Source organism: Micromonospora sp. CA-269861, from assembly GCF_050948505.1.
Taxonomy (GTDB): Bacteria; Actinomycetota; Actinomycetes; order Mycobacteriales; family Micromonosporaceae; genus Micromonospora.
Map to the genome: position 1 here is coordinate 6823962 of NZ_CP192014.1, position 25496 is coordinate 6849457.

A 25496-nucleotide genomic window follows, 5' to 3' on the forward strand; every position below is an offset into this window, starting at 1 on the left:
TTCAGACCGGGTGGCCGGCCTGCTCCGGCAGTCGCGCCCCGGACGCGGCGGCGAAACCGGCGAGGGCGATCTCCGCCGCCTGTCGCAGGTCCTCCCTGCTGACACCGGCTGCGGCGTGCACCGCCTGCCCCTCGGTGACGATCATGACGAAGCGGGCGAGCGCGACGGGATCGGCGTGCGCGGGTAGGTCACCGTCGGCGACGGCGCGGGCGAGCCGGTCGGCGAGGGCGCCTTCACCGGCCAGGCGGCTGGAGGCGAGGAATCCGGCGACTGGCGCGTTCTCCGTGGAGCAGGCAACGCCGCCCTGGATCGACAGACAACCGAGTGGTCGGTCGGGCCTGGTCACGGCGACCACGTTCTCGCGCAGCAGGGTGGCAACCACCTCGTACGCGCTCGGTTGGGCGAAAGCGTCCCGGGCGTACCCCATGTCTTTTTCGGCATAGCGGGCCACGGCCTTGCGGAACAACTCCTCCTTGCCGCCGTAGGCGGCGTAGAGGCTGGGCTTGTTGATCCCCATGGCCTCGGCGAGGTCGTTCACCGAGGCGCCCTCGTACCCCTGACGCCAGAACACCTCCACCGCGCGCTCCAGCGCCTCGTCGGCGTCGAAGCCCCGTGGTCGTCCTCGCTGCGGCACAGCTCACCACCTTTCCTCCGCACATCCTACCGTCGGCAAAACCGATCGGTACAGAAATTTGCGGACCCGGCCGTGGGTTGCTACGGTCGAATACGTACCGCTCGGTACAGAACTTGTTCGAGGCCCGGCCGGCCGCACACGACCACCCCGCAACAGAGGAGATCCATCGTGGGACAGCTCGACGGCAAGACCGCCCTCGTCACCGGGGGCACCACGGGCATCGGCCTGGCCGCCGCCCGCCGCTTCGCCGCCGAAGGCGCACACGTCTTCGTCACCGGCCGCCGCAAGGGCCCGCTGGACGAGGCAGTGGCCAGCATCGGAGCCAACGCCACAGGCATCGCCAGCGACGTCAGCAAGCTCGACGACCTGGACCGGGTGATGCGGGCGATCGAGGAGCGGGGCGCTGGGCTGGACGTGGTGTTCGCCAACGCCGGTGGTGGCGAGTTCCGCTCGCTCGACTCGATCACTGTCGAGCACATCGCGAACACCTTCGACACCAACATCTACGGCACCGTCTTCACAGTGCAGAAGGCCCTGCCCCTGCTCAACGAGGGCGCCTCGATCGTGCTGACCGGCTCGACGGCCGCCAGCAACGGCACGCCGGCGTTCAGCATCTACGCCGCGTCCAAGGCAGCCATCCGCTCGTTCGGTCGCACCTGGGCCGCCGAGTTGATGGGCCGGAAGATCCGGGTCAACACCCTGATCCCCGGCTCGACCGAAACCCCCGGGCTCGCGGGCCTCGCGCCCAGCCCCGCGGAGGCCCCCGGGTTGCTCCAGGCCATCGCGTCGGGCGTACCCATGCAGCGAATGGCACACCCGGACGAGATCGCCAACGCGGCGCTCTTCCTCGCCTCCGACCAGAGCAGCTTCATGACCGGCGGCGAGCTCTTCGTCGACGGCGGCGAGCAACAGCTCTGAAATGCCGAAACGCCCGGTCGATCCTCGCGGATCGACCGGGCGTTTCGGCATTTCAGAGCGGTGGCGGAGGGATTTGAACCCTCGGAGGGCGTTAACCCTCACACGCTTTCGAGGCGTGCTCCTTAGGCCGCTCGGACACGCCACCGCCGACGAGGGTACAGGACCGCTGGTTCCGACGCCGAACCGGTATCGCCCGGGCCGGCCTGGCAGGATCTTTGCCATGAGTACGCACATCGGCGCGAAGCCGGGAGAGATCGCCGAGCGGGTCCTGATGCCGGGCGACCCCCTGCGGGCCAAGTGGATCGCGGAGACCTACCTCGAGGGCGCCACCTGCTACTCGACGGTTCGGGGCATGCTGGGCTTCACCGGCCGCTGGAACGGCGTCGAGGTTTCCGTCCAGGGCTCCGGCATGGGCATGCCGTCGGCCTCCATCTACGCCCACGAGTTGATCAACGAGTACGGCGTGAAGACGCTGATCCGGGTCGGCTCCTGTGGTGCCCTCAGCACCGACCTGCAACTGCGGGACGTGGTGGCGGCGATCGGGTCGTCCACCGACTCGAACATGAACCGGATGCGTTTCGACGGGCTCATCGACTACGCCCCGGTGGCCGACTTCGGGCTGCTGCGTACGTCGGTCGAGGTGGCCGAGCGGCGCGGCATCAGCATGCACGTCGGGCCGATTCTGGCGGCGGACGCCTTCTACACCGACCGGCCGGACCTCTACGACACCCTCGCCGACTACGGCGTGCTGGCGGTGGAGATGGAGTCGGCGGCGCTGTACACGATCGCCGCCCGGTTCAAGGCCCGCGCGCTGACCGTGTTGACCGTCAGCGACCACATCAAGACCGGTGAGAAGACCACCTCGGAGGAGCGCGAGCAGACCTTCAGCCAGATGGTCGAGATCGCCCTCGACACGATCATCGCCTGACCTGTTCGGGCGCAACGCAACACCGCGAAGAGCGTGATGACTCTGCGGAGTCATCACGCTCTCGCACATCAGGACGGAAGAGTCAGACGGCGGCCGGCGCTTCGGTCGGCGCGAGGCGGGCTGCCCGCACGGCCTCAGCGGAAGAACGCGCGCAGGACTGTGGCGGTCTCGGCCTCCAGCACCCCGCCGTAGACCTCGGGGCGGTGGTTGAGCCGCCGGTCCCGCAGCACGTCCCAGAGCGATCCGGCCGCGCCGGTCTTGGGCTCCCAGGCGCCGAACACGACTGTGGAGACCCGGGCCAGCACCAGCGCCCCGGCGCACATGGTGCACGGTTCGAGGGTGACCACCAGGGTGCAGCCGTCCAGCCGCCACCGGCCGGTGCGCTCGGCGCCCCGGCGCAGGGCCAGCACCTCGGCGTGGGCGGTGGGGTCGCCGGTCAGCTCCCGCTCGTTGCGTCCGGTGGCCAACTCGGTGCCGTCCGGCCCATAGAGGACCGCCCCCACCGGCACGTCGTCGACGTCGGTGCTGACCGCGTCGCCGACCGGCGGACCGGCCACGGCGACCTCCAGGGCACGGCGCATCCACAGCTCGTGCCGCTGCCGTCGGCCGACCTCGCCCAGGTCGGCCAGGCCCTCGTGGGCACCGGGCCCGGCGCGGCCCACCACACCGGGGGTCGGCTGTCCCGGCCGGATCGACTCCAGAGACGGATCGGTGGCGTCGGCCGGCTCAGACCTCACGCAGCTCCTCGACCTCGTCGGCGCAGCCGAGCACCGCGCAGATCTCGGCGGTGACGTCCGCCGGCATCATTCCCTCGTGGGTGCAGAGGGTCAGCAGCTTCTGCGCGGAGATACCCAGGTTGGCCAGCAGGTCGGCGTCACCGACCGGGTCGGCCTCCGGGTCGACGACGGGCTGCTCGCTCTCCTCGTCACCGGTGCTCACCGGGCGTGGCTCGTCGTCGCCGTCGAGCCCGGTGACCGAGGTCTTCAGGTCACCGACCAGCAGCGACCCCAGCTGCGACTCCTCGGCGTACGCGGAGTCCGAACCGAACACCCGCAGGTCCTCGCCCTCGTCGAGGCGCAGGACCACCAGGTACGCGTCGTCGGCCTCGACGAAGAGCAGCGACACGTCGGCCTCCTGGTCGACGTCACGCAGCCGGTCGGCAACCTCGTCGATGTCGGTGGCGCCACGCAGGCTGACCTCGGCGGCGGTCCAGCCACTGTCGTCGCGCACCACGGCCGCAGCGAAGTACGACACGGTCCCCCCAATAGCCCTCGACACAGCGTCGACTCGTTACGCGTGCACGTTAGCCGGTCGGGTCGGCGGGCGACCCGTCAACGCCCCGAAGGGCGGGTCATTCCTGACAAAGTCGGATCAGCCGACGACTCGACGGCGGGTGGCGATGAGCTGGCGCAGACGCTCGGTGCGCTGCCGCTGCGGTCGGCTGCGCTGTCGGACCGCCCGGGCGCCCGCCAACTCGGCCAGCAACTGCAGGCGACGGCGACTGCGATCGGGATCCTGCCGGGGAGTGGTCCAGGCCATAGTCCCGAGCGTGCCGAGTCTCGGCGGCCACGTCAAGACGGCGTTCGCTACGCAGCCAACCGGGCACACGGTGCAGTCACCGAGCGCCCTTCCGGGGCCGGTCCGTGCCGGTCACCACAGCGGCCAGTCACCACCGGTGGCCCAGCGGACGGCCACCACGGCGGCGGCGATGCTCCAACCACCCGCCGTGACGATGGCGACACCGGTGGCCACCCCTCGGTCGCCGTAGCGGACCAGCACCAGGGCGGTGACCCAGGCCAGCAGGCCGGCGATCACCGTCCACCACGCGTAGCTGGCCACGTCGGTGCCGAGCAGGCCGAACAGCAGCAGCCAGGCGGCCGCCGCGCCGCCGCCGGTGGCGACACCTCCGCCGGTGATCGGGTGCGGCTCACGGTAGGTGGGCCGGGTCGGGGGCCCGGAGGGGAACAGACCCGACGGGGTACGCGGCGCCTGCCGGGCGGCACCGAAATCCGGGCCGGGTTCGGGTCGGGCAATCGTCACCGTCTCTGCCCTCCCTCACGCGTGCCGCTCGTGCCCACGGTACCGGCTCTGCCAGGATGACCGGATGTCCTCGCCGACGATCAGCCGCCGCGCTCGTCCGGCGTACCCGATCCTGCTGCTGCTCGCCCCGGTGCTGGCCGCCGGCTGCGCGACCACCCGGCCGGGGGTGCCCGGGGGCGCCGCGCCGACGCCACCGGCGGCCTGGGCGACCGCCGACCAGCCGCCGGCACAGTCACCCACGCCGACGGCGACCGACCCGAGCCCCCCGGCGCCGTCGTCGGCCAGTCCGTCGGCGACGGCACCCCGCGCCGGGCTGAAGCATGTCTTTCCGGTACGCACCAGCAACGTCGATTACCACCCGACGCACGGTGCGTACCCGGCGACGGACCTCTTCGCCGACTGCGGCGAGCCGTTCGTGGCGGTGACGGACGGGACGGTGCTGGAGGTGAGCCGCGTCGACAGGTACACCAAACGCGGGCGGCAGGGGCCTGACAACGGCGGCCTGTCGGTCTCCCTGCTCGGCGACGACGGGGTGCGTTACTACGGCTCGCACCTGAGCGTCGTGACCGGCGGCGTCGACGCCGGGGTGCGGGTCCGCGCCGGGCAGCAGCTCGGCAAGGTGGGCCGCACCGGCAACGCGAACAACGTGTGCCACGTGCACTTCGGCATCTCGCCGGCGTGCGCGGGCAAGGACGGCTGGTGGATCCGGCGCGGGGTGATCTGGCCGGCGCGTTACCTGGACTCCTGGCGGCGCGGCGGCAACCGGGAGCCGGCCGCCGAGGTCACCACGTGGCAACGCCGACACGGCTGCCCGAAGGCGCCCTGACATGGCTCCCGCGAGAGATCCCATCGCCGACCTGCGCCGGATCGCGTTCCTCCTGGAGCGGGCCAACGAGGCCACCTACCGGGTACGCGCGTTCCGGTCGGCGGCGAAGGCGCTGGCCGGCATGCCTGCGGCCGAGATGACCGAACGGGCCGCCAACGGCACGCTGACCGAGCTGGCCGGGGTCGGTGACGTCACGGCCCGCTGCGTGGCGGAGTCCCTCGCCGGTGAGGAGCCGGTCTACCTGCGCCGGCTGGTGGCGACCGAGGGCAGCGACCTGGACGCCGAGGCCACGGCGCTGCGTGCCGCCCTACGCGGCGACTGTCACACCCACTCGGACTGGTCCGACGGCGGCTCGCCGATCGAGGAGATGGCGCTGGCCGCTGTGGAGTTGGGCCACGAGTACCTGGTGCTGACCGACCACTCGCCCCGGCTGACGGTGGCCCGGGGGCTGACCGCGGACCGGCTGCGCCGCCAGCTCGACCACGTGGCGCAGGTCAACTCGGCGCTCCCCGAGGGTTTCCGGATCCTCACCGGGATCGAGGTGGACATCCTCGCCGACGGCTCCCTGGACCAGGACGACGACCTGCTGGCCCGGCTGGACGTGGTGGTCGGGTCGGTGCACAGCGGCCTGAAGGACGAGCGGTCGAAGATGACCCGGCGCATGCTGGCCGCCGTCGCCAACCCGCACCTGGACATCCTCGGCCACGTCACCGGCCGGATGGTGTCGTCCCGCCCGGCCGGCGTGACAGGTCCGGGCGATCGGGGGCACCGCGCGCGTACCCGGGCGGAGAGCGACTTCGACGCGGACGCCGTCTTCGCCGCCTGCGCCGAGCACGACACCGCCGTCGAGATCAACTCTCGGCCGGAGCGGCAGGACCCCCCGAAGCGCCTGATCCGCCGTGCGCTGGAGGCTGGTTGCCGGTTCGCCATCAACACGGACGCGCACGCGCCCGGCCAACTCGACTGGCAACGATTCGGCTGCGAACGTGCCGCCCTCTGCGGCGTCTCCGCCGACCGCGTCGTCAACACCTGGTCGGCAGAGCAACTGGTGGCCTGGACGCACAACCGCCCCTGACCGGCCCAACCCCCGCCCGTTCAGTGCCCGACCAGCTCAGGCCCGACCGGCTCGGCGCTGAGCTGGTCGCGAGCGGCTCATCAGTGGCGGGCGGGCTCGGCGGCGGGGGTTGCGGGTGCGCCGACGCCGACGACCGGGCTGGTGCGGCGGCGACCGAACATCCCCTGCGAGACCGCGACCCCGAGCAGCACGATCAGCGCGCCGACCGGTTGGTGCCAGTTGAGTCGTTCGTCGAGCGCCACGGCACCGATCAACACCGCGAAGATCGGGATCAGGTACGTGACGGTGGACGCGGTGCTCGCGCCGGCCACCCGGATGTTGCGCATGTTGATCACGAACGCGAGCCCGGTGCCGAGCGCGCCCAGAGTGAGCACACTGGCCACCACCCCCGGCGACAACTCGGTGGGCAGCGGCGGAAGGCCGGCGACGAAGGGGGTGACGATGGCCAACTGCACAGCGGCGAGCAGCAGTTGCGCGGTGGAGAGCGACAGCCCCGAGTAGGCGCTGCCGGCAACGAAGCGCTTCTGGTACGGAATGGACACGCCGTAGCAGGCCGCGGCACCGAGGCACATGAGCTGCCCGGTGAAGTGCGCCCCGCCGATGCCCTCCCAGACCCCGAGCACCACAAGCACCCCGACGAAGCCCAGCCCGAGCCCGACCGCACGGCGCATGGTCAGCCGCTCGGTGCGGAAGACCAGCACCGCCAGCGGCAGCACGATCAACGGCGTCGTGGCGTTCCAGATGCCGGCCAGCATCGACTCGACCCGCTGCTCTCCGTAGCCGAAGAGGGTGAACGGCACCGCCACGCCGAAGGCGGCGACGACGGTCAGGTGCGCCCAGACCCGGGGCTCGCGGGGCAGCCGGTCGCGCAGCACGGCGAGGACCACGAGCAGGGTCAACGCGCCGGCGACGACCCGGTAGAGGGTGAGTTGAACCGGGTGCAGCTCGGCCACCCCGACCTTGATGAAGAGGAAGCTGGAACCCCAGATCGCGGCGAGGGCGATGAAGCCGGGCAACCAGGCGCGGACCGGCGCCTTGTCAGGAGTGGTATCGGTGGTCACCCCTGACACTCTGCCGCAACCGTACGACAAAGTCGCGCGCCTTTCGGCCGTCACGCTGTGCCGAACACGCAGCTCGAACACGACAAACGTCGGCGACAAGGGGGTGGGGTGGTCACGTAGGGTCGCAGCGTGGGACGAATTGATGAACTCGCCAACCGCTACGTGGCCGAGTGGGCGCCGTTGAGCCCCACCGGCGCGACCTTCGTCGGCATCGCCGGCCATGACGACCAGCTCGACGACCTCTCGCCCGACGGCTACGGGGCACGCGCGGACCTCACGCGCCGGACGCTCGCCGAGCTGGAGGTGACCGAGCCGCAGACCGAATCGGAACGGACCGCCAAGGAGGCCATGCAGGAACGGCTCGGCCTGGACCTCGCCCGGTACGACGCCGGCGAGGTGACCAGCGAGGTGAGCGTCATCACCAGCGGGCTGCACGAGATCCGCATGGTGTTCGACCTGATGCCCACCGCTACCAGTGACGACCAGGCCAACATCGCCGCCCGGCTCAACGGCTTCGGCGCCGCTCTGGAGGGCTACAAGACCACGCTGCGCGAGGCACTCGCCGCCGGTGAGGTCAGCTCGAAGGTGCAGCTGGTCGAGGTGGCCAAGCAGTGTGACATCTGGGTCGACCCGACCGGCGACAACTTCTTCCACGGGCTGGTCGAGCGGCTGGGGGCGGAGGGCACGCTCGGCTCGGAGCTGCGTCGGGGTGCGGCGGCGGCGACCGCGGCGACCGCCGAGTTCGGGCAGTTCCTGCGGACCGAGTTGGCCCCGCACGGGCGGGACAAGCAGGCCGCCGGCCGGGAGCGCTACGAGCTCGCCTCACAGTATTTCCTCGGCGCCAAGATCGACCTGGACGAGACGTACGCCTGGGGCTTCGCGGAGCTGGCCCGCCTGGAGGCGGAGATGCGGGTCGTGGCGGGCCGCATCTCCGGCGCCGGTGCCACCGTCGACGAGGCCGTCGCCACCCTGGACGCCGACCCGGCCCGGACCATCCAGGGCAAGGAGGCGTTCCGGGACTGGATGCAGGCGCTTGCCGACAAGGCGATCACCGAGCTGCACGGCACCCACTTCGACATCCCGGAGCAGGTCCGCCGCATCGAGTGCTGCCTCGCCCCGACCAGCGACGGCGCGATCTACTACACCGGCCCGAGTGAGGACTTCTCCCGCCCCGGTCGGATGTGGTGGGCGGTGCCGCAGGGCATCAGCGACTTCTCCACCTGGCGAGAGGTGACCACGGTCTACCACGAGGGCGTGCCAGGTCACCACCTCCAGGTGGCGCAGACCGCCGTCCGGGCCGACCTGCTCAACCGATGGCAGCGGCTGCTCTGCTGGGTCTCCGGGCACGGTGAGGGCTGGGCGCTCTACTCGGAGCGGTTGATGGACGAGCTGGGTTACCTGGATGATCCGGGCGACAAGCTGGGCATGCTCGACGGCCAGGCGATGCGCGCGGCACGGGTGATCGTGGACATCGGCATGCACCTGGAGCTGGAGATCCCGAAGGACAATCCCTTCGGTTTCCACCCGGGCGAGCGGTGGACGCCCGAGCTGGGCTGGGAGTTCATGCGGGCGCACTGCCGGGTCCCGGACGAGAACCTGCGCTTCGAGCTGAACCGCTACCTGGGTTGGCCGGGGCAGGCGCCGTCGTACAAGGTGGGTGAGCGGATCTGGCTCCAGGCCCGCGAGGACGCCAAGGCCCGCAAGGGTGCCGACTTCGACCTGCGGGAGTTCCACCGGCAGGCGTTGGACCTGGGTGCGCTGGGTCTCGACCCGCTGCGCCGGGCCCTGGCCCGGATCTGACGAGCCACGGCTGCGCGCGCCGACGGTACGACGAGTCCGTCGCCGCGCGCAGCCACGCCCGAGTCGAGGCTCCCGCACTCCGCCCGAGGGCGCTCGCCCGGCTGTGCGCTCAGCCGAGGGTGAGTGCCAACGCCGGGCGGGCGGTCAGCGTGTCGCTGGTGACGTACGCCAGGTCGATGGCGGGGTCGGTGAACGTGATCGGGATGGGCGAGGTGATCGGGATGCCATCCGGTAGCGGCAGATCCGGAGTCAACGTGACCTTGATGCCGAGTAGTCGGCCGACGAACCGGGTCGCGTAGAAGGCCACATCCCCCCGGACGGTCAACTGGTTGGTCGCGTACCGCTGGTTGCGCCCCGCGGGGCCGTCGGCCCGCAGCAGGAAGTCGTTGGTCACCGCCTCCCGCATGCTGAACTTCAGCACCTTGAGGTCGCCCTTCACGGTGTGCAGGTCGGTGACCCCGTCGAACCGTAGCCCGGTCATCCGCACCGACGACCCGGTGAGCTTCGACGGCGTCTGGGCCACCGTCGGCAGGGCCGGATCGGCGGCGATACGCGGCAGCGGTTTGCCCGGCTGCACCCTCCCCGGCTTGCCGGTTGGCGGTGTGCCGGGCTTGCTCGGGGGCTGCGACGGGCAGTCGGCGGGGCCGGGTCGGGGCGTCGCCGTGCTGGTCGGCCGGGGCGTCGGCGTGGCGGTGGGGCGTACCGGGGGCGCCGGGTCCTCTCCGCCTCCGAGGCCGAGCAGATCGCCGATCCCGTCCAGGATGTCGGTGATCACGTTGCCGCCCCGCTCCGGGCTCGGGCTGGGCGTCGGCGTGGCCGCGCCGCGGCTGGGCGACGGCGTGACGGGCCGGGGCGGGGTGGGGCAGCCGGTCGAGGCCGGCCGGCTCGGCGCAGCCTGCACCGCTCGGGGCTGGGCGGCCAGGCCGACGGCCGCCAGGCCGAGGACCACGAAGGCGATGGCGAAGGCCCGGGGATCAGCGGAACGTCCCGGCCACTCCGGCGGCGCGACCTCGTCGGACGCCCGGACCCCCAGAGGATCGGCCCGCTCGACGCCGGCCCGCTCAACGTCGACCTGCTCGACGCCGTCCTGCTCGACGCCGTCCTGGTCAACGCCGTCCTGCTCGACGCCGTCCTGCTCGATCTCGGTCTGTCGCGGTGCGGGTGGTGCGGGGCGGATCGGCGTCCAGGCGAAGGCGAGCGCGCTGCCGACGATGCCGAGCAGCAGACCGACGAAGAAGCCGCCGAGATTGAGCCCGATCAGCGAGTAGACCGCGGTGACCGCCGCGACGACCGAGTAGAACAGCCGCTGCGCCGGGGTGAACCAGAGCAGCAGGCCACAGGTCACCAGGATGATCGGGATCAACAGCGAGAGCAGGCCTGTCGCACCACTGTGGAAGCTGAGCCCGTTGAGTGTCATCCGGGTGGAGGCGAACATCTCCAGCCCGGCCAGGGCGATGAGCAGTCCGCCCCAGAACGGCCGGCTGCGCTGCCAGCGGCGGAACAGCCGCCACGCCTGAGCCGGGCCACCGGGCCGGGCGTGGGACGGGTTCGCGGTTGTCACGTACTCCTCCTGGCCGAGCGGGGACGGGGACATGGGCCCGGCCCGCGGTGCTGACCACCGCGGGCCGTGGCTCATCTCAGAAGCACTCCTTGCCCTTGGCGTCGTCACCCACGTTGACCTTGAGTCGGAGGCCGACCAGGTTGAACGTGGCAGCCGTGGTGTATCGGGACACCTGCTGCAGGTTGGTGATGGTGACGTGGTCGGAGTTCTGGCCGAACGAGCCGGCCTGCGCGGTCGGGTTCAGGTCGGTGGCGTCCCGACCGATCCTGATGTTGGTGAAGGTCGCGTTGCCGTTCAACGAGTCCATCGCGATGAGCAGGTCCTTGGCGCGGGCGGGTTCCTTGCCCTCGCCGGCGTTGATGGTGAGCACCACCGGCAGGCCCGGCAGGTCGGCGCGGACGGACTGGCAGAGGCTGTACAGCTCGGCGCTGCTGATCTCGGAGAGCGCGATCGGGTGGACCTGGCCGGCCTTCCCGTCCTTGCCCTTCTCGCGAACGATGCCGCCGTACTGCTTGAAGCCGTCACCCTCGAGGCGGTCCGCGCCGATCTTGAACGTCTGTCCGGAGACGGTGATGTCGGAGGCGATCGCGCCTGTCGACATTCCGAAGAGGATGGCGCCGGCGGCCGCCGTGGCGGGCACCATCATGGCCGCGAAGCGCCGCCATCGGGTACGACCCTGACTGTCAAACCGATCCTGCACGGGTTCCTCCTCGGGTCGATGCGCACGAGTGGCCGGTCCCGGACGGGCGGCCCGCACTGGGGCCCGCGGTCTGTTACCGGCTGGTAACCATCGGGCTTGATGGTGCACCCGTTGCGGCGCAGGTCACAACCCCCTGATTACCGGCCGGTAATCAACTGTCGACTCGGAGGCGGCGAAGCATCACTTTCCGTTGAGAGACCATGGGAAGAGTTTCCCCAATTCAGCGCCAAGGCCGACATTTACCCCCACTCAAGCAGCGGAGAGTAAGCGGCGTATCGACGGATTACAAAAAGATAACAAATGTAAAGCAGGTGGGGGCGCTCGGCGCGATCTCGGGTCGCGCGGCCCTCCCTCAGGCGCTACCTGATGGCTATGCTCTGCGGCGTGCCGCTGATCGATTACTACGGCCCCCAGGGCTGGGGCAGCCAATCACCCCCGTTGCGGCAGCGCCAACACGTCGCAACCGACCTGATCCTCTCCGCGCTGGCCGCTGACTCCGCAACACGGTCGAGCGTCCTCGATGTCGGGTGCGGCGACGGCAGCTTCCTGGCCCATCTCGCGTCCGCTGCTCCCGATCGGGACATCCGTTGGATCGGGGTCGACTACTCGGAGCACCAACTCGCGCGGGCCGCTGAGCTGCCGTACGAGTTCCACCGCTGCGACCTCGGAGACGGCCTGCCCCTACCGGACGCCTCGATCGACCTGGTACATGCCGGCGAGGTGCTTGAGCATCTGTACGACCCCGACCACCTGTTGGAGGAGTGCGCCCGCGTGCTCCGGCCGGGCGGGCACCTCGTGCTGACCACGCCGAACCTGCAAGCCTGGTACAACAGGGCGCTCTTCCTGGCCGGCGTCCAGCCGATCTTCTACGAGACCTCCACGCGGTCGACCGAGGTCGGTGCCGGGGTGCTGCGTCGCCTCAAGACCGACACCATGCCGGTCGGGCATCTGCGCCTGTTCAATCGCACCGCGTTGCTCGACCTGCTCCGCCGCGAAGGGTTCGAGCCGGTCACCCTGCGGGGCGCGGGGTTCCACGGGGTCCCGTCGAGCATGGCCTGGTTCGACGCGGCCATGAGCCGCCGACCCTCGCTCGCCTCGATCCTCGTGGTGTCCGCCGTCAAGCGCTGAAAAGCAGTTCGGTGGGCCCGGCGAACCGGGCCCACCGAAAGGTGACTCTCAGGGCTCAGAGCGTCGCGGAACGCTCGGTCGCCGACCGCTGCTCGGGCACCGTCTGCTCGGTGGAGTCGGCATCGGGCTTCGGCGCATCCGACTCGGCGACCGCACCATCCCGGTCGGCCCGGTGGCTACCGCCCCGCTTCTCCTCGACCGGCTCGGCAGCGACGGCCCCTTCGGCGGCAACGGCCTGCTTGCCGGAGCCGCGCAGAACCAGCAGCATGCCGCCGACGAGCGCCAGCAGACCGAGCAGTCCCAGCGTGATCGGGCCCCAGAGGCTCACGAGCTTGATGGACCGGGCGTTCTCCGCAGCGCGGTCGGCACTGGAGATCACAGTCGCCTCGTTGTAGCGGAAGTCGGCGTTCAGCAGCACCGTCGGCGTGCCCACGTCCGGCACCAGCACCTTGCGCGGCTGGTCGCGGACGTCCACGTACGAGCCGGTGACGGGCTCCACCCAGAACGTGCGCGTGTTGGTGTACATGAGTCGGGCGGTCGTGGCCCCTGGCGCGAAGCGCGCCAACAGCACCTTCAGGCTGCTCTCGGCCACCACCAACTGCGCCTCGGGGACGGTCTGCTCGAAGCGGTAGGCCTCGACCCCGCGCACCTCGGTGACCTCTTTGAACTGCGCCGGGACCGTCTTGCGAATCTCACGGTCGTAGACCGGATAGTCCTTCTTCTCCGTGCCGAAGGGGAACTTGTAGACCTGGCCCGCGTAGTTCGCGGGTTGACCGGTGCCGTCATCGAGCCAGGCAGGATCCCACTTGGCAGCGGCACCACTGCGGCGGTCAATGGCGAGTTCAGTGCTGTACTCGCTAATGATCTCGTTGTTGTCGACGCGCCTCACCGACTGGAACACGTCCCAGACAACAGCCTCGCCCTTGAGGTCACCTGTCATCTTCTCCTCGGTGGTCTTCGGCAGCGGGACCACCTCCACAGTCGACCGGAGACCACCCCGCTCGACGTTCGCGGCGCCCGCCTTGATCTGGAGGAACTCGGCGTTGGCCGACTCAGCCACGGACTCGGACCGCTTCAGGTCGTACGGCAACTGACCGACCACGGGTGCGACGTACAGTGGCAGCCCCACAGCGGCGACGACCAGCAGGACGCCAAGGCCAAAAAGCGCGGCGCCGACAATCCTCTTCACTGCTCCTCCTTCAATGACAAGGCGAAAAGGCGCCAGCCAGCCAAGCGCTGAAGACATCGACATCACGAGTGGACGCCTCTGGCATGGCGGCACGTTACTCTCCAGTCACCTCCCTCCGCGACCCCCGGGAAGCTTGATGTTTACTGCCCCCTCCGCCCCCGCGCTTCCGCGTCTGCCGGCCCTCGACGGGGTGCGGGTAATCGGTGCGGCAGCGGTGATTGCCCAACACGTCGGATTCATCACGGGCGTCACCACCCGGGAAACCTGGGGCGGATGGATCGCCATGATGGATTTCGCGGTCGCGCTCTTCTTCACGCTCTCGGGCTTCCTGCTCTTCCGCCCCTGGGCCCGCGCTGCCGCCACCGGTTCCGCGACGCCGGGTGCCCGACGCTTCTACTGGAAGCGGGCGATACGGATCCTGCCGGCGTACTGGCTCGCGGTCATCGTCTGCCTCACGGTCCTCCCAGAGCACGGCGTCGCTCCGTGGGGTGACTGGCTGCGGCACTTCACCTTCACCCAGATCTACGAGCACGCACAGATCAGGCCCGGTCTGGGTCAGACCTGGAGCCTCTCCACCGAGGTGGTCTTCTACCTGGTGCTGCCGTTGGCGGCGGCGGCACTCGTCGGGAGGCGATGGAGACCTGTCCGCACGGTGACGCTCGCGGGTGCCGGCTTGGTGATCACGGTGGGCTGGATCGTCGCGATGGGAATGGGCTTCCTGGACACCGGCCTGCACATCATGTGGTTCCCGTCGTACGCGCTGTGGTTCGCCGCGGGCATCGTGCTCGCCACAATCCACGTGGCGCTTCGGACGTCTACGGCACCCCGCTCGTGGCAGGTCTTCGATCAGCTCGGCTCCGCGCCACTGGCCTGTTGGGGCATCGCGCTCGGGTTGCTCGCCGTGGCCAGCACCTCGGTCACCGGGCCGCGGGGCGTCGCCGCCCCGACGGCCGGGCAGTTCGCCGCGCAGCTCGGGCTCTACGCCGGTGTCGCGGTAATGATCATGATCCCCCTGGTGTTCGGCCCGACCACGCTGATGTCGCTGGCCCTCGGTAGCGCACCGATCCGCTGGCTCGGCACGCTCTCCTACGGCATGTTTCTGTGGCACCCGTTGGTGCTGGAGCTGATCTACCGCGTCGAGGGTCGCGCCTACTTCACAGGCAACCCGTTGCGGACCTACGCGCTCACCCTGTGCGGTGCGATCGTGTTCGCGACGGTCAGCTACTACGTCGTCGAGCGCCCGTTGCTGCGCTGGGGGTCGGCGAACGCGAGGCGCCGTGCGGGCAGGGTGACCGAGCACCAGAGGGCGGTGAGGGCGGCCAGCGCCGCCAGTTGAGGCGCCGCGGACGTGTGCGGGAGGGGACCGACGACCGAGATCCAGCCTGCCGCACCGAAGCAGACGACCGGGAGCAGCCATGCCACCAGCCGGCTGATCCGGCGAAGCCGCCGCAGTTCACTCCGGTGCAGGTGCGGCGCGAGTATCCCGGGGGCGACAACCAACGCCGCTCCGACGACCACCAGCACGGCAGCCCAGATTCCGCCGACGCTCACCAGCGCTACGGCACCGACGACGCCGGGCAGCAGCCATCCTCGCCGACGCCGTCCCGGTGCGGCCACGATCGACCTCGGCGGGCGGCGGGACGGAAGCACCGCGAGCAGCAGGACGACCCCGAGCAGTGCCGCACCCGCCACCAGGCCAACCCGGTAGGTGCGGTCCGGCGTGAAGCGGAGTACGACGTCCCCGCCGACGTTGGGTGGCAGCAACCAACCCTGTTGCCATCCGTCCAGCACGATCGGCGTCAGTTTGTGCCCCGCCACTGTCGCCTGCCAACCAGGGTTCTCGTTCTCCCGCACGGCCAGGACGGTGCCGCCCGGGTTTGCGGCGACGTGCAGCCGTCGTTCCATCGCCGACCAGTCGTCGATGCGTACGGGGCTCGGCGTCGCGATCGGGCCGGTGCGACCAGCCGGGTCCAGAACGAGCCTCGTCGGGGTGGCCAGATCGCTCCCGGCCGCCACCACCCGCAGCTCACCCGCGGGCAGCTCCAGTGGCTTCGCCACCTTCTGGCCGCACCCGGTGGCCCGCACCTCCCGCAGTTCCAGCAGCTCCCGGCGGCTGGCTGTGATGGCCGTCCGCATCTGCCTGTCGGCAACCTGAAGCGTCGGCCCGCTGCCGCACGGCAACGTCACGCGCTCGTCGAGATTCACTCCGATCGGCGGGCCCGCGGGCAGTGTGCTCACCTCGCCGATTCCCAGCGGCAGCCGCTCGGACCTGCCCTTGTACGGGTCGAAACTCTTCACTGAGGTGTTCGCACGGAAGAGGATCGTGACCTCGTCGGTTCGCAACGGCCGGTCGAACCTGAGCAACCCGTCCTTGTCGACTGCGCCCGCGCGTACCCCGCCGTCGCCGATGACGGTGACTCGCCAGGGGCGCGCACGGGCGACCGACTCCGCAGACGACAGCCGCAGGCCGGTGATCGTGCGGGTGGTGAGCCAGTTGAGTTTCAACCACGGGCCCTCGTCCTCGGCCGCCGGCAGCCAGGCCGTCGCTGGGTCCCCGTCGATGACGGCGCCGGGGCGGGCCACCGGGTCGGGCACCGCGCTGGACGAGGCGGTGGCGCGCGGTGGCAACGTCAGCGGCCACGATTTCGCCACCTCCGCGTCGAGCAGTGCACTGAGCTGTGGGCCGGCCTTCGGCCGCGCCCAGACCGCCGGTGTGTACGAGGCACCTGCCGGCAGGACCACCGTCCGGTCGATCTGACCGCCGTCCTCGGACTCTCGGCCCACTCCCGAACCGCAACGCGGCACGTCGTTGACGAAGAAGCACGACTCGATGGACGGCGCCGAGGTCAGCACCACCGTCGCGGGCCGCTCGGTGTCCGGGCCCGGCGGCGTGACAAGTGTCCGCGCCGCCTGCACCCCGGGGATCTCCAGCTCCGCGATGCCGACTCGCCCCTGACCGGTCCGGACCGGCCACGCCGCCTCGATGGTGACCCTGATCCGGGTGCTGGAGTGCACACCGGGAAGCCGCACAGTCAACGTCGGCTCGAACGAGTCGACAGTGACCCGCTCTGGGCCACTGCGCACTGTCACCTTCGTGGGCAGCATGTCCGCCTCGGTGTCGAAACGCAGCCGCACCTCCGAGACCTTCCTCGGCTCGGCGAGTTCGACCTCCAGCCACTGACGAGTGGGGGCGCTGGGGGCGGTGCGCCACGAGGTCGACGGATCGCCGTCGACCGCCGCGTACGGGAGGTGGGCTGGGCGGGAGCCGCTCAGAGGATGGGCCTGCGCCCAGGAGCTGGAGGCAGTGACCCCGTTGATGCCGACGTACCGTGCCACCGTGGCGTACTCGTCCCCCCAAGCCGGCAGGTAGTCGCGCGCGATTCCGCCGAGCAGGGACCGCTGGTCGGCTTCGGTGGTGGCCGACGCGTTGTCGTGCAACAGCCCGAAGGTCACCTCCCGTCGACGCATCCCGTCGGTCAGCAGCACCGGGCCCAGCGCCTGACCGTTCGGCAGGTCGCCGGCGAGCACCGTGGGTGCCGCGTCGAGCCGGCGGGCAGCGGCGATGTCCAGCAGCGATTCCGGCCCTCCGACCACGGTCGAGACCGCCGTGGCGTCGTACGCGACCACGGGCTGCACAACCTGCTGGACCTCGTACACCTCCAGGGCGCGGGTCGGCACGTCCAGGCCCTGGTCGCGGTACCCGCCGAAGGCGTTTCCGCCACCGACCATCGGGCCGAAGGCGGCGACCAGTCGCAGTCCGGGAGAGCGGTCGATGGCCTGCCGCGCCTGCAGTGGGCGAGCCGCACGGGACGCCCCGTAGTCGAGGTCCGACCGGAGCAGGACGTACCGCACTCCGGACCGGGCGAGCAGGTCGGCCAGGCCGTCCGAACCAGCGCCGGTGCTCACCACCGATTCGACGGCGTCGAGGAGCCTGATCGTTGCCGGTGGGGTGAGCGGGATCGAGTTGCGCACCGCCCAGGAGCTCTTCAACAGGGGTTGGATGATCTCGTCGGCGGGGCTTCCCCACCGGTAGTCCGGAAAGCGGGCGGCCGGTGCCACCAGCACACGGTCGCGCCCGAGGTTGGCGTCCAGCCAGCTGCCGGCGGCCTGCCAGTAACCGGGAACGCTCTCGAAGCTGCCCTTGGTCGGCAGTTGACCGGCGAGGGCGGGGCTCGCGATGGCGGCGATTCCGGTCAACGCCACGACCTTCACCACGATCGCGCGTTTCTGGGCCGAGTGCCATCGGCGGCCGGCCACCGCGGCAGTGCGGGCGAACACGCCGAGCAGGTGCGCCAGGCCGAGGATCAGCGGCAGTCGCAGCACCACGTCGAACTTGTGCACGTTGCGCAGCGGTGCCCCCGCGCGGTCGAGGAAGGTTCGTTGCGACTCGGCGAAGAAGCCGTCGACGGCGGCGACGTGCCCCATTGCGACCAGGGCGATGCCGACGAGCAGGCCGGTGATCAGGAATCGCCGGTGCGGCATGCCGCTGCGGGCCAGGCCGGCGAGACCGAGACCGGCGACCACGATGGTGGCGATGATCAGCGGGCCGTCGAGCGCGAGTTGGGCACCGGCGCCCCAGGATCGACCGTAGGCAAGCCAGTGCGACGTCCCGCGCATGGTCGTCACCAGGTCGGTCACCCGAGTGGTCACGGGGGCCGTCTCGATGTAGTCGAGGAACGGTGGACTGTACTTGCCGAGCAGCAGCAACGGCACCAACCACCAGGCGGTCGCGGCGGCGACAGCCGCTCCCCAGGCGCCGACCGCGAGGAGCCGACGCCGCATCGGCCGCAGGGTGACCAGCCAGAGCACCGCCAGCGGTACGACAGCGAGCACGGCCGTGGCGTTGACACCGCCGGCGCAGGCAACGGCCAGTGCGGACCAGGCGACGGCCCGGCGCAGCGACGCGCCGTGGGCCAACCCGATCAGGGGTACGAGCACCCAGGGGGCGATCGCGCTGGGCCATGCCTCCACCGAGATCGGCCCGAGTTCGGTGACGAGCCTGGGAGAGAGCGCGAACGCGACGCCCGCGATGATCCGGGCAGCAGGCGTGCCGATGGCCAGCCGCTCGGCCAGTTTGATGACCCCGACGCAGGCGACGCACATCAGCAGTGCCCACCAGAGCCGTTGCACCACCCAGGCGGGTACACCCATGGCATCGCCGGCTGCGAAGAATGGTCCCATCGGCCATAGATAGCCGTACGCCTGGTTCTGTAGTTGGCCGAACGACCCTGCTGGATTCCAGACGTGCAATGCGCGTTCGAGCCATCCGACGGGATTTGTCGCAAGATCAACCTTGGTGTCCATCACGATCTTGCCGGGTTCCTGAAGGAACGCGAGCGCCGTGAGTGCGACGCAGACCGAGGCTGTCCGCAATCGCCACACCGCCGAGGAAGCGCCGTAGGGCGCCGACTCTCCCGCCGGCTGCGATGCCTCGCGCATTTCGCCTCTCCCGTCTACTGCCGGCCGCCAGGTGCACATCGGACCGACGCGTCGACCCATTGCGGGTTCGGACACGAGCGCCTTAGGGTGGCGCGATCGCGAACACTACTCGGCAGTAGGAGCAGCGGGTGCAGACCCTCGACGGCCCCGGACGGCACGTACTGTTCCTCAACTGGCGCGACACGCGCAATCCGGAAGGTGGGGGTTCGGAGGTCTATGTCGAGCGCATCGCCGAAGAGTTGATAGCGCACGGGCACCGCGCGACGCTATTGTGCGCCAACCATCCGGGTGCACCCCGCGAGGAGACGACAGAGCACGGTTTACGGATCCTTCGTCGGGGTGGTCGGCACACCGTTTACCTGCGGGCCGCGCTCGTCTATCTCGCCGGCCTGGTCGGGCTCGGCCCGTTGCGGGCGCGATCGCTCGGCCGACCCGACCTGATCGTCGACGTGTGCAACGGGCTGCCCTTCCTCTCCCCGCTATACGCACGCTGCGCCATCGTCATCCTCGTGCACCACGTGCACCGTGAGCAGTGGCCCGTGGTCCTCGGCGCCTGGGGTGCCCGGATCGGATGGTGGATCGAGTCGAGCTTCGCGACGCGCATCTACCGGCGGTGCCGCTACGTGACCGTCTCGTCAGCGACCCGTGACGAACTGGCATTGCTGGGCGTCGACCCGGCTCGCGTCACTGTGGTTTACAACGGGACTCCGGAATTGACGCCCGACACCGCCCCTCGTACCCCTTACCCCTCGCTCCTGGTGCTGTGCCGGCTCGTCCCCCACAAGCGGGTGGAGATCGCACTGGAAGCGGTGGCGCGACTCGCTGCGGAATTCCCGAGCCTGCGGCTGACCATCGCCGGGCAGGGCTGGTGGGAAACGAGACTACGCCAAGTCGTGGACATAATGGACATCGCCGACCGGGTGCATTTTGCTGGCTTCGTCTCGGAGTCGGAGAAGCACGAATTGCTCTGCTCGACATGGGTCGCCCTGACCCCCTCCCTGAAAGAGGGATGGGGCCTGACGATCGTCGAGGCTGGCGCAGTTGGCACGCCGACCGTAGCGTTTCACGAAGCGGGTGGTGTCACCGAGGCAATCGTCGCCGGAGAAACGGGTTTACTCGCCCATGACACGGATGACTTCGTCGCACAGGTACGGAGTCTTCTGGCCGACGACGTGTTCCGCCTCGAAATGGGAAAGGCGGCGCAGTCGCACGCTGCCTGCTTCACCTGGTCGGCATCGGGAAACCGTTTCGCCGACCTCGTGCGGGCCGTCACCGACGGCGGGCCGAAGCCGGCGGCAGGCTACCGGACGCCGTAGTGCTGAGGGTCGCCGTTGTCGTCGGACGTGCTCGCCGCGGTGCCCGACGAAACGACGAGCTGCTGCGTCATGGCACTCAGCGCCACCACCGCCAGCACCGCACCGACCACCGCGGCCAGCATCAAGGTAAGCGGCTTCGGCATTGTGTACCCTCCTCCATCGATAAGCGTGGCGGCACGTTACCACGCGGTAGGACGGCGCAACAGGCTCACAGCCGCGAGCAGGAGCATCGCCACGGCGCAGCAGAGACTCAGCACCAGAGGCCACCCGGCAGGCTGCCCCGCGCCGGCCGGCGGCACCGTCGGATTCCGGTAGAGCGTCAGCTCCGAACCACTGTGGACGACCTGGAGCCCGTCCAGCACCTGCGGCGGGACCGTTCCCCCCGACCGGTGCTGCACCACCACCCACCGCAGCTCGCTGCCCGCCAGCGAACGCCGTTCGACGAGCGCCGCGCGGAGCCGCGCCACCCGGCCGCTCTCCCCGTCCACCGTCCGGTCACCGACGAGGAGAGTGTCGTCCGTGATCACCTCCACCGGGAGATAGCGCGCCAGCGGGTCGATCACCACCGTGCCGTGGTTCCACAGGTACGACCGGTACATGCTCATCGGCAACGAAAGGGTCGGCCCGGGCTCCTCGGCGACCGCCCGCGCGACGACACCCCACTCCTGCGGGTAACGGACCGGATGCAACCGGCCGGCAACGCCATACGCCAGATCGGGAAGGACCGCCACCGGCAGCAGCACCAGCCCGACCAGGGCCAGGCGGTCCCCGGGCTGTTTCAGTCGCGCTGCCACCCGTTCGCCACCGAGCGCCGCGCAGAGCACCAGGCAGAGCACGTACGGGATGAGGAGCTTCTGACCGTCGCGAAGCAGGCCGGCACCGGGCACCTCCGCCACCAGCCAGCGCAGAGCGGCCGCGCCACCGGGCAGCGTCGCGAAGGCTGCACCCACGAACGAGCCGACGGCCAGCACGCCCAACCGAGTCGCCACACCCTTCGGCAAGCGGTCACGCAGCACCGGAAAGCCGAGGGCCGCGAGGACGAGCAGCCCGGCCGTGACGACAGGCACGAGTAGGGCCCCCCGACTGGCCGGGGTGGTCAGCGAGTTCCAGATCCCACCGGTGCCGGCGAGCGCGACGAGTGGACCACCCCAGTTCTCGCCCCGAGCGGCGAAGGCCGCCACACCATCGGGATCCGAACGACCACCGGCAGTAGTCACCGCAGCCGCGACCAGCCAGGGAAGGTTGAGCGCGGCCACGGCACCGAGCGCCGCGCCGCACGCCCTCCTACCGGGGCCACCGCGACCCAGGAGCAGGACCGAGACCGTCGTCAGGGCCAGCAGGCCCCCGGTGGGAGTGATCGCCGCGGCAGCAGCGGCCACAACCAACCGCGGCAGCGCCCCGGGTCGACCCTCGCGCAAACCGATCGCGGCCCGGACCAGCCAGGGCAGCGCGGCGTACGCCAGCAGCAGACCCCACTGCCCCAACAGCAGCCGCTCGGCCAGGAACGGCGTCCAGGCGTACCCGATGGCCGCGACGAGGCGGGTCAGCTCACGTCGCGCCGGCACCAGACGGCCCGCGCCCACCACCGCGAACCAGATGATCGCGACGAGTGCGATCCGCTGCAGCAGCCAGCCGGGCACCGCCAGGTTGAGCAGGGACACCACCGCGTCCTGCGGCACGGCACGCGGGAGCGCGTCACCCGAGGCGAACAGATCCCATCGCAGCGGCTGCCGAGGTACGAAGACCATGTCGTAGCGCAGCACGTAGCCCGGTCGGATCAGGGGCGCCAACACGAGGAGGGCGGTGACTGCGGCGGCGACGTGCAGGCGCAGCCGACCGCGCTGGTCAGCGCTTGCGGAGGACAAGGACCAGGTTCCAGGTGAGGACCTCGCGTACGCCGGGAACGCGGACCACTCCCTTGGCCCACGCCGGCAGGTAGCGCGGCAGGATGTCGACGACCTCGGCCTCGGACTGCCGCCGGGCCCAGCGGAGCATCTCGCCGACCGAAACGGCGTACATGCTCTCGCCGAAGACGTTCTTCGGCCGTCGACCCTGCTTGCGCTCGTACCGCCGCGCCGCGCGCTGCCCGCCCAGGTAGTGCCAGGGCGACGTCTCGTGACCGCCCCACGGCGAGAGCCAGTTGGTGAAGGACAGGAAGATCGTGCCACCGGAACGGGTCACGCGGAGCATCTCGTCGGCCATGGCGTACGGCCGCGGCACGTGTTCGAGCACGTTGGAGGAGAAGCAGACGTCGACCACGCCGCTGCGAACGGGCATGTCGAGCGCACTACCCATCACACCGCCCGGCACGACCTCACCTCGCGCGGACATCTCGCCCGCGTCGCAGTCCACGCAGACGATCCGCGCACCGGCCCGGTCGAGGGCCTCGGCGAAGTAGCCGGCGCCCCCTCCGACGTCCAGGACGACGGCACCCGCCAGGTCAGCGTAGGTCTGAAGCTGGTCGACGGTGTCCTGCGCGAGCAGGCCGTAGAAGAAATCAGGATCGGTCTGCTCCACGCGAAACGCACGGAACAGGCGCACCGATCGTGCCAGGTCGGCGCGGTGGGCACCGGGGAGCTTCACGCGTGGCTCCTATGTGTGGGCCAGAACGGGGTGGTGTGCTGGCGACGCCGGGACATCGTCAGTGGTGAGACCCTGCCCGAGCCGGTCGCGCGGGGAGACGTTAGCCGCTCCACCGGGCGCAGTCGACCGGCCGGACGGCCCGACTACCGCCCCGCACCGCCCCGTTCCTCTCTGTACCCTGTGTGCGCCCGACGGTTGCCCACCCTGCCGTCACGACGGCGGGGAGAAGCGGAGGCAGACGGCCGGCATGAGAGGGACGACCGCACCGGTTTCGGACGCCGGCCGGATGGCGGTGACCGGCGGCGCCGTGATGGCTGCGGCGACCCTGACCAACGGGTTGGCCTACCTGGTGCCCATGCTCGGCGCCCGCCACCTCACCGCCGCCGACCTCGGGGCACTGGCGACCGTGCAGGCTCTTGTCGCCATCGCCGGCGTGGCTGGCGCGGGTCTCCAGACCGCCGTCGCCGTGCACCGGGCACGTCATCCGCACACGCCGACCGTACGCGTCACCCTCACAACGGCGGCTGTCACCGCCGGCATCCTGGTGGCGGCCATTCCTCTGATCGTCACAGGCCTGCACCTGCCGATCGCGGTGGTGGCACTGCTGGTGGGCATGACGCTTCCCGTCGTCCTGGCCGCCGGTTCGCTCGGCGAGTTGCAGGGGGACCAGCGCTTCCTGCGCCTGGCGGTCGGAATGGGCGTGCTGGCCGTCGGGCGCTACGCCGGCGTGATCGGTGGGCTCGCCCTCGGCGCCGGCCTGGTCGGCTCGTTGCTGGCCGGTCTCGTCTGCTCCTACGTCGCTCTGCCGATCCTGCGCCTGGTCGCCGGCCCCGCAGCCGGGGTGCTCGGGGCCCCGCCGACCGGGGGCCGCGCGGCCGTCGGGTCGACGCTGGGTCTGCGGCAGGTCAGCACGGCCAGCAGCGCCACCCTGGCTATGTTGGTCGCGTCGTACGCCGATCTCATCCTGGCCCGGCAACTGCTGACACCGGCGGAGTCAGGTGCCTATTCGGTCGGGACGGTGCTCACCAAGGGAGCGCTCTGGGCGCCGCAGGTGGTCACCGTGCTGGCCCTTCCCCGGATGGCCCGCCTCGACGGCAGGACACGGCGGGCCGCCTGGGCCGTCGTCGGCGCGTGCGGCGCCGCACTCGTCCTGGGCTCCGCGCTGGCCGGCGGTCTCGCCTTCCGGCTCGCCGGCGGGCAGGACTACGCCGCCTTCGGCAGATACGCGCCGTTCTTCGCCGCCACCGGCGCCTTCTACGCTCTGGCATTCGTGCTGATCAACGCGCAGATCGCGAGCGGCGCCCGCTGGCCCTCGGTGCCCCTCTGGGCGGCGGCCGGCGGGCTGGTGCTCGTGGCGGTCTTTCTGGTGCCGCACACCTTCGCCGGCATCATGTGGACCGCCACCGCCGCTGCCGCGGCCGCCGCGCTCACCCTGGCGGTGGTCGTCCGTGCGTCGGCGCGACGCCGCAGCCCACCGGCGGGGCCGACGCGGCACACTGTCGCACCCCCGGACCTCGCCGGTCGGGTCAGCTGATGTCCCTCTTGAACAGGACCGAATTGACGTATCGCGGCCGTGGGAGGACGACCCGTCGCGCGAAACTCTGGTGGATCCGGGCTATCGCGTCGCGCTGATGGCCACGGATGTCGAAGTCAGCGAGCGGCAACCACTCCCGCCCCGGCAGCACGTAGCCGCGATAACCCCACTCGGTCAACAGATCGATGATCGGGGCGACCGGTTGGACCCGCTCCTCGACCTCCACCAGCAGCACCGGGCCGTCTCGGTGGATCGTCTCGGCCGCGCCGCGCAACGTCGGCAGTTCGTGCCCTTCGACATCGATCTTCAGGAACCGCACATCGTTGAGGCCCAGGCCGTCGATCGTCACGCGGGGGACGGTCACCGAGCGACCGGCACCGTACTCCAGGGATGAGGTGCCCACGGCGGGGCCACTCTCCGGCAGGAACAACTCGGCGCTTCCCTCATGATCCGACGCCACCGCGCGGACGACCCGTACCTCGGGGAAGGCGCGGGCGATGCTGCGCGCCAGTTCCTCGTTCGGCTCGAAGGCGACGACGTGGTCGGCCAGCTTGCGCATCCGCCGAGTCCATGGCCCGAACCAGGCACCGACATCGAGGGCAGTGCCACCCTTCGGCATGAATTCCGCCAGGTGCGCGAGCTCAGGCTCGATTCGTGGATAGACCGCGCGGATGGCCCCCGCCACGGCCCGATCGGGAAGCAGCGACGCCACGTGCGAGCTCACCGCGGTCAGCAGACCGGTCGAAGACGGCATGAGCGCAAAG

Annotated in this window: 22 protein-coding genes, 1 tRNA gene and 1 pseudogene; 9 read left to right on the top strand and 15 right to left on the bottom strand. The window is 70.6% G+C overall.

All coding sequences use genetic code 11. The features are described from left to right. Position 1: 1 nt before the first annotated feature. Positions 2 to 634 (bottom strand): TetR/AcrR family transcriptional regulator, encoded by a 633-nt coding sequence (locus tag ACQP0U_RS31430; protein WP_433314175.1) that lies wholly within the window; start codon positions 632 to 634, stop codon positions 2 to 4. Positions 635 to 802: 168 nt separating this feature from the next. On the opposite strand from ACQP0U_RS31430, the gene ACQP0U_RS31435 reads away from it, so the two are divergent. Then, the gene (locus tag ACQP0U_RS31435) at positions 803 to 1552 is read left to right on the top strand and encodes an SDR family NAD(P)-dependent oxidoreductase (protein WP_433314177.1); all 750 of its coding nucleotides are present in this window, start codon (positions 803 to 805) and stop codon (positions 1550 to 1552) included. A 58-nt stretch (positions 1553 to 1610) separates the two neighbouring features. Here ACQP0U_RS31435 and ACQP0U_RS31440 read toward each other — a convergent pair. After that, positions 1611 to 1697, bottom strand: a tRNA-Ser gene (locus ACQP0U_RS31440). A 75-nt stretch (positions 1698 to 1772) separates the two neighbouring features. On the opposite strand from ACQP0U_RS31440, the gene deoD reads away from it, so the two are divergent. Then, positions 1773 to 2480: a purine-nucleoside phosphorylase gene (gene deoD, locus ACQP0U_RS31445; protein WP_030328147.1), complete on the top strand. Its 708-nt coding sequence runs from the start codon at positions 1773 to 1775 to the stop codon at positions 2478 to 2480. 134 nt (positions 2481 to 2614) lie between these two features. Here the strand turns inward: deoD and ACQP0U_RS31450 are convergent, their stop codons facing one another. From ACQP0U_RS31450 to ACQP0U_RS31465, 4 genes are all read right to left on the bottom strand, one after another. After that, positions 2615 to 3061 carry a nucleoside deaminase gene (locus ACQP0U_RS31450; protein ID WP_433321305.1) on the bottom strand — a complete coding sequence of 149 codons (447 nt, stop codon included), beginning with the start codon at positions 3059 to 3061 and terminating at the stop codon, positions 2615 to 2617. 145 nt (positions 3062 to 3206) lie between these two features. After that, positions 3207 to 3734 (bottom strand): tRNA adenosine deaminase-associated protein, encoded by a 528-nt coding sequence (locus ACQP0U_RS31455; RefSeq protein ID WP_433314180.1) that lies wholly within the window; start codon positions 3732 to 3734, stop codon positions 3207 to 3209. Positions 3735 to 3851: 117 nt separating this feature from the next. Then, positions 3852 to 4019 (bottom strand): hypothetical protein, encoded by a 168-nt coding sequence (locus ACQP0U_RS31460; RefSeq protein ID WP_167493094.1) that lies wholly within the window; start codon positions 4017 to 4019, stop codon positions 3852 to 3854. Positions 4020 to 4130: 111 nt separating this feature from the next. Then, positions 4131 to 4520 carry a hypothetical protein gene (locus ACQP0U_RS31465; protein ID WP_433314183.1) on the bottom strand — a complete coding sequence of 130 codons (390 nt, stop codon included), beginning with the start codon at positions 4518 to 4520 and terminating at the stop codon, positions 4131 to 4133. A gap of 64 nt (positions 4521 to 4584) precedes the next feature. Between ACQP0U_RS31465 and ACQP0U_RS31470 the strand changes: the two genes are divergently transcribed. Both ACQP0U_RS31470 and ACQP0U_RS31475 read left to right on the top strand, forming a co-directional pair. After that, positions 4585 to 5346: a M23 family metallopeptidase gene (locus tag ACQP0U_RS31470; RefSeq protein WP_433314186.1), complete on the top strand. Its 762-nt coding sequence runs from the start codon at positions 4585 to 4587 to the stop codon at positions 5344 to 5346. 1 nt (position 5347) lies between these two features. Continuing rightward, positions 5348 to 6421 (top strand): PHP domain-containing protein, encoded by a 1074-nt coding sequence (locus tag ACQP0U_RS31475; protein ID WP_433314188.1) that lies wholly within the window; start codon positions 5348 to 5350, stop codon positions 6419 to 6421. Here the strand turns inward: ACQP0U_RS31475 and ACQP0U_RS31480 are convergent. Beyond that, a pseudogene (locus ACQP0U_RS31480) lies at positions 6304 to 7482 on the bottom strand (DMT family transporter); the annotation flags it as partial. The gene ACQP0U_RS31475 and the pseudogene ACQP0U_RS31480 overlap by 118 nt on opposite strands. Positions 7483 to 7611: 129 nt before the next feature. Here ACQP0U_RS31480 and ACQP0U_RS31485 point away from each other — a divergent pair. Further along, on the top strand, positions 7612 to 9282 hold the full coding sequence (locus ACQP0U_RS31485) for a DUF885 domain-containing protein (RefSeq protein WP_433314191.1): 1671 nt from the start codon (positions 7612 to 7614) through the stop codon (positions 9280 to 9282). Positions 9283 to 9391: 109 nt separating this feature from the next. Here ACQP0U_RS31485 and ACQP0U_RS31490 read toward each other — a convergent pair whose 3' ends face one another. Continuing rightward, a complete protein-coding gene (locus ACQP0U_RS31490) occupies positions 9392 to 10843 on the bottom strand; it encodes a DUF6114 domain-containing protein (RefSeq protein ID WP_433314193.1) in 1452 nt (483 codons plus the stop codon). 76 nt (positions 10844 to 10919) lie between these two features. Continuing rightward, positions 10920 to 11543: a DUF6230 family protein gene (locus tag ACQP0U_RS31495; RefSeq protein WP_433314196.1), complete on the bottom strand. Its 624-nt coding sequence runs from the start codon at positions 11541 to 11543 to the stop codon at positions 10920 to 10922. A gap of 384 nt (positions 11544 to 11927) precedes the next feature. Between ACQP0U_RS31495 and ACQP0U_RS31500 the strand changes: the two genes are divergently transcribed. After that, positions 11928 to 12671 (top strand): class I SAM-dependent methyltransferase, encoded by a 744-nt coding sequence (locus ACQP0U_RS31500; RefSeq protein WP_433314198.1) that lies wholly within the window; start codon positions 11928 to 11930, stop codon positions 12669 to 12671. Positions 12672 to 12726: 55 nt separating this feature from the next. On the opposite strand, the gene ACQP0U_RS31505 is transcribed toward ACQP0U_RS31500, so the two are convergent. Then, entirely contained in the window at positions 12727 to 13860 is a 1134-nt protein-coding gene (locus tag ACQP0U_RS31505) for a DUF3068 domain-containing protein (protein ID WP_433321308.1), read from the bottom strand. A 136-nt stretch (positions 13861 to 13996) separates the two neighbouring features. Here ACQP0U_RS31505 and ACQP0U_RS31510 point away from each other — a divergent pair, with 136 nt between their 5' ends. After that, a complete protein-coding gene (locus ACQP0U_RS31510) occupies positions 13997 to 15196 on the top strand; it encodes an acyltransferase family protein (RefSeq protein ID WP_433314202.1) in 1200 nt (399 codons plus the stop codon). Here the strand turns inward: ACQP0U_RS31510 and ACQP0U_RS31515 are convergent. Continuing rightward, positions 15085 to 19359 (bottom strand): alpha-(1->3)-arabinofuranosyltransferase, encoded by a 4275-nt coding sequence (locus ACQP0U_RS31515; protein WP_433321310.1) that lies wholly within the window; start codon positions 19357 to 19359, stop codon positions 15085 to 15087. The genes ACQP0U_RS31510 and ACQP0U_RS31515 overlap by 112 nt on opposite strands. Positions 19360 to 19427: 68 nt before the next feature. Between ACQP0U_RS31515 and ACQP0U_RS31520 the strand changes: the two genes are divergently transcribed. Beyond that, the gene (locus ACQP0U_RS31520; protein ID WP_433314204.1) at positions 19428 to 20615 is read left to right on the top strand and encodes a glycosyltransferase family 4 protein; all 1188 of its coding nucleotides are present in this window, start codon (positions 19428 to 19430) and stop codon (positions 20613 to 20615) included. Here ACQP0U_RS31520 and ACQP0U_RS31525 read toward each other — a convergent pair. The 3 genes from ACQP0U_RS31525 to ACQP0U_RS31535 are packed head-to-tail and all read right to left on the bottom strand — an operon-like array spanning position 20600 to position 23198. Beyond that, positions 20600 to 20758, bottom strand: a complete 159-nt coding sequence (locus ACQP0U_RS31525) for a hypothetical protein (protein ID WP_433314206.1) — start codon at positions 20756 to 20758, stop codon at positions 20600 to 20602. The two genes, ACQP0U_RS31520 and ACQP0U_RS31525, sit on opposite strands and share 16 nt — an antisense overlap. A gap of 36 nt (positions 20759 to 20794) precedes the next feature. Further along, positions 20795 to 22480, bottom strand: coding sequence for a hypothetical protein (locus ACQP0U_RS31530; protein WP_433314208.1), 1686 nt, complete (start codon positions 22478 to 22480; stop codon positions 20795 to 20797). After that, entirely contained in the window at positions 22461 to 23198 is a 738-nt protein-coding gene (locus tag ACQP0U_RS31535; RefSeq protein WP_433314210.1) for a methyltransferase domain-containing protein, read from the bottom strand. Before ACQP0U_RS31535 ends, ACQP0U_RS31530 begins: the two co-directional genes overlap by 20 nt. A gap of 247 nt (positions 23199 to 23445) precedes the next feature. Between ACQP0U_RS31535 and ACQP0U_RS31540 the strand changes: the two genes are divergently transcribed. Then, on the top strand, positions 23446 to 24732 hold the full coding sequence (locus ACQP0U_RS31540; RefSeq protein ID WP_433314213.1) for a lipopolysaccharide biosynthesis protein: 1287 nt from the start codon (positions 23446 to 23448) through the stop codon (positions 24730 to 24732). Here ACQP0U_RS31540 and ACQP0U_RS31545 read toward each other — a convergent pair. Continuing rightward, positions 24725 to 25486 carry an FkbM family methyltransferase gene (locus ACQP0U_RS31545; protein WP_433314215.1) on the bottom strand — a complete coding sequence of 254 codons (762 nt, stop codon included), beginning with the start codon at positions 25484 to 25486 and terminating at the stop codon, positions 24725 to 24727. The genes ACQP0U_RS31540 and ACQP0U_RS31545 overlap by 8 nt on opposite strands. Positions 25487 to 25496 lie beyond the last annotated feature (10 nt).

Excerpts from the sequence above, each read along its gene's own strand:
- deoD (WP_030328147.1), top strand. The coding sequence starts at position 1,773 with ATGAGTACGCACATCGGCGCGAAGCCGGGAGAGATCGCCGAGCGGGTC.
- ACQP0U_RS31450 (WP_433321305.1), bottom strand. The coding sequence starts at position 3,061 with ATGCGCCGTGCCCTGGAGGTCGCCGTGGCCGGTCCGCCGGTCGGCGAC.
- ACQP0U_RS31460 (WP_167493094.1), bottom strand. The coding sequence starts at position 4,019 with ATGGCCTGGACCACTCCCCGGCAGGATCCCGATCGCAGTCGCCGTCGC.
- ACQP0U_RS31470 (WP_433314186.1), top strand. The coding sequence starts at position 4,585 with ATGTCCTCGCCGACGATCAGCCGCCGCGCTCGTCCGGCGTACCCGATC.
- ACQP0U_RS31475 (WP_433314188.1), top strand. The coding sequence starts at position 5,348 with ATGGCTCCCGCGAGAGATCCCATCGCCGACCTGCGCCGGATCGCGTTC.
- ACQP0U_RS31510 (WP_433314202.1), top strand. The coding sequence starts at position 13,997 with ATGTTTACTGCCCCCTCCGCCCCCGCGCTTCCGCGTCTGCCGGCCCTC.
- ACQP0U_RS31515 (WP_433321310.1), bottom strand. The coding sequence starts at position 19,359 with ATGGGTCGACGCGTCGGTCCGATGTGCACCTGGCGGCCGGCAGTAGAC.
- ACQP0U_RS31525 (WP_433314206.1), bottom strand. The coding sequence starts at position 20,758 with ATGCCGAAGCCGCTTACCTTGATGCTGGCCGCGGTGGTCGGTGCGGTG.
- ACQP0U_RS31540 (WP_433314213.1), top strand. The coding sequence starts at position 23,446 with ATGAGAGGGACGACCGCACCGGTTTCGGACGCCGGCCGGATGGCGGTG.
- ACQP0U_RS31545 (WP_433314215.1), bottom strand. The coding sequence starts at position 25,486 with ATGCCGTCTTCGACCGGTCTGCTGACCGCGGTGAGCTCGCACGTGGCG.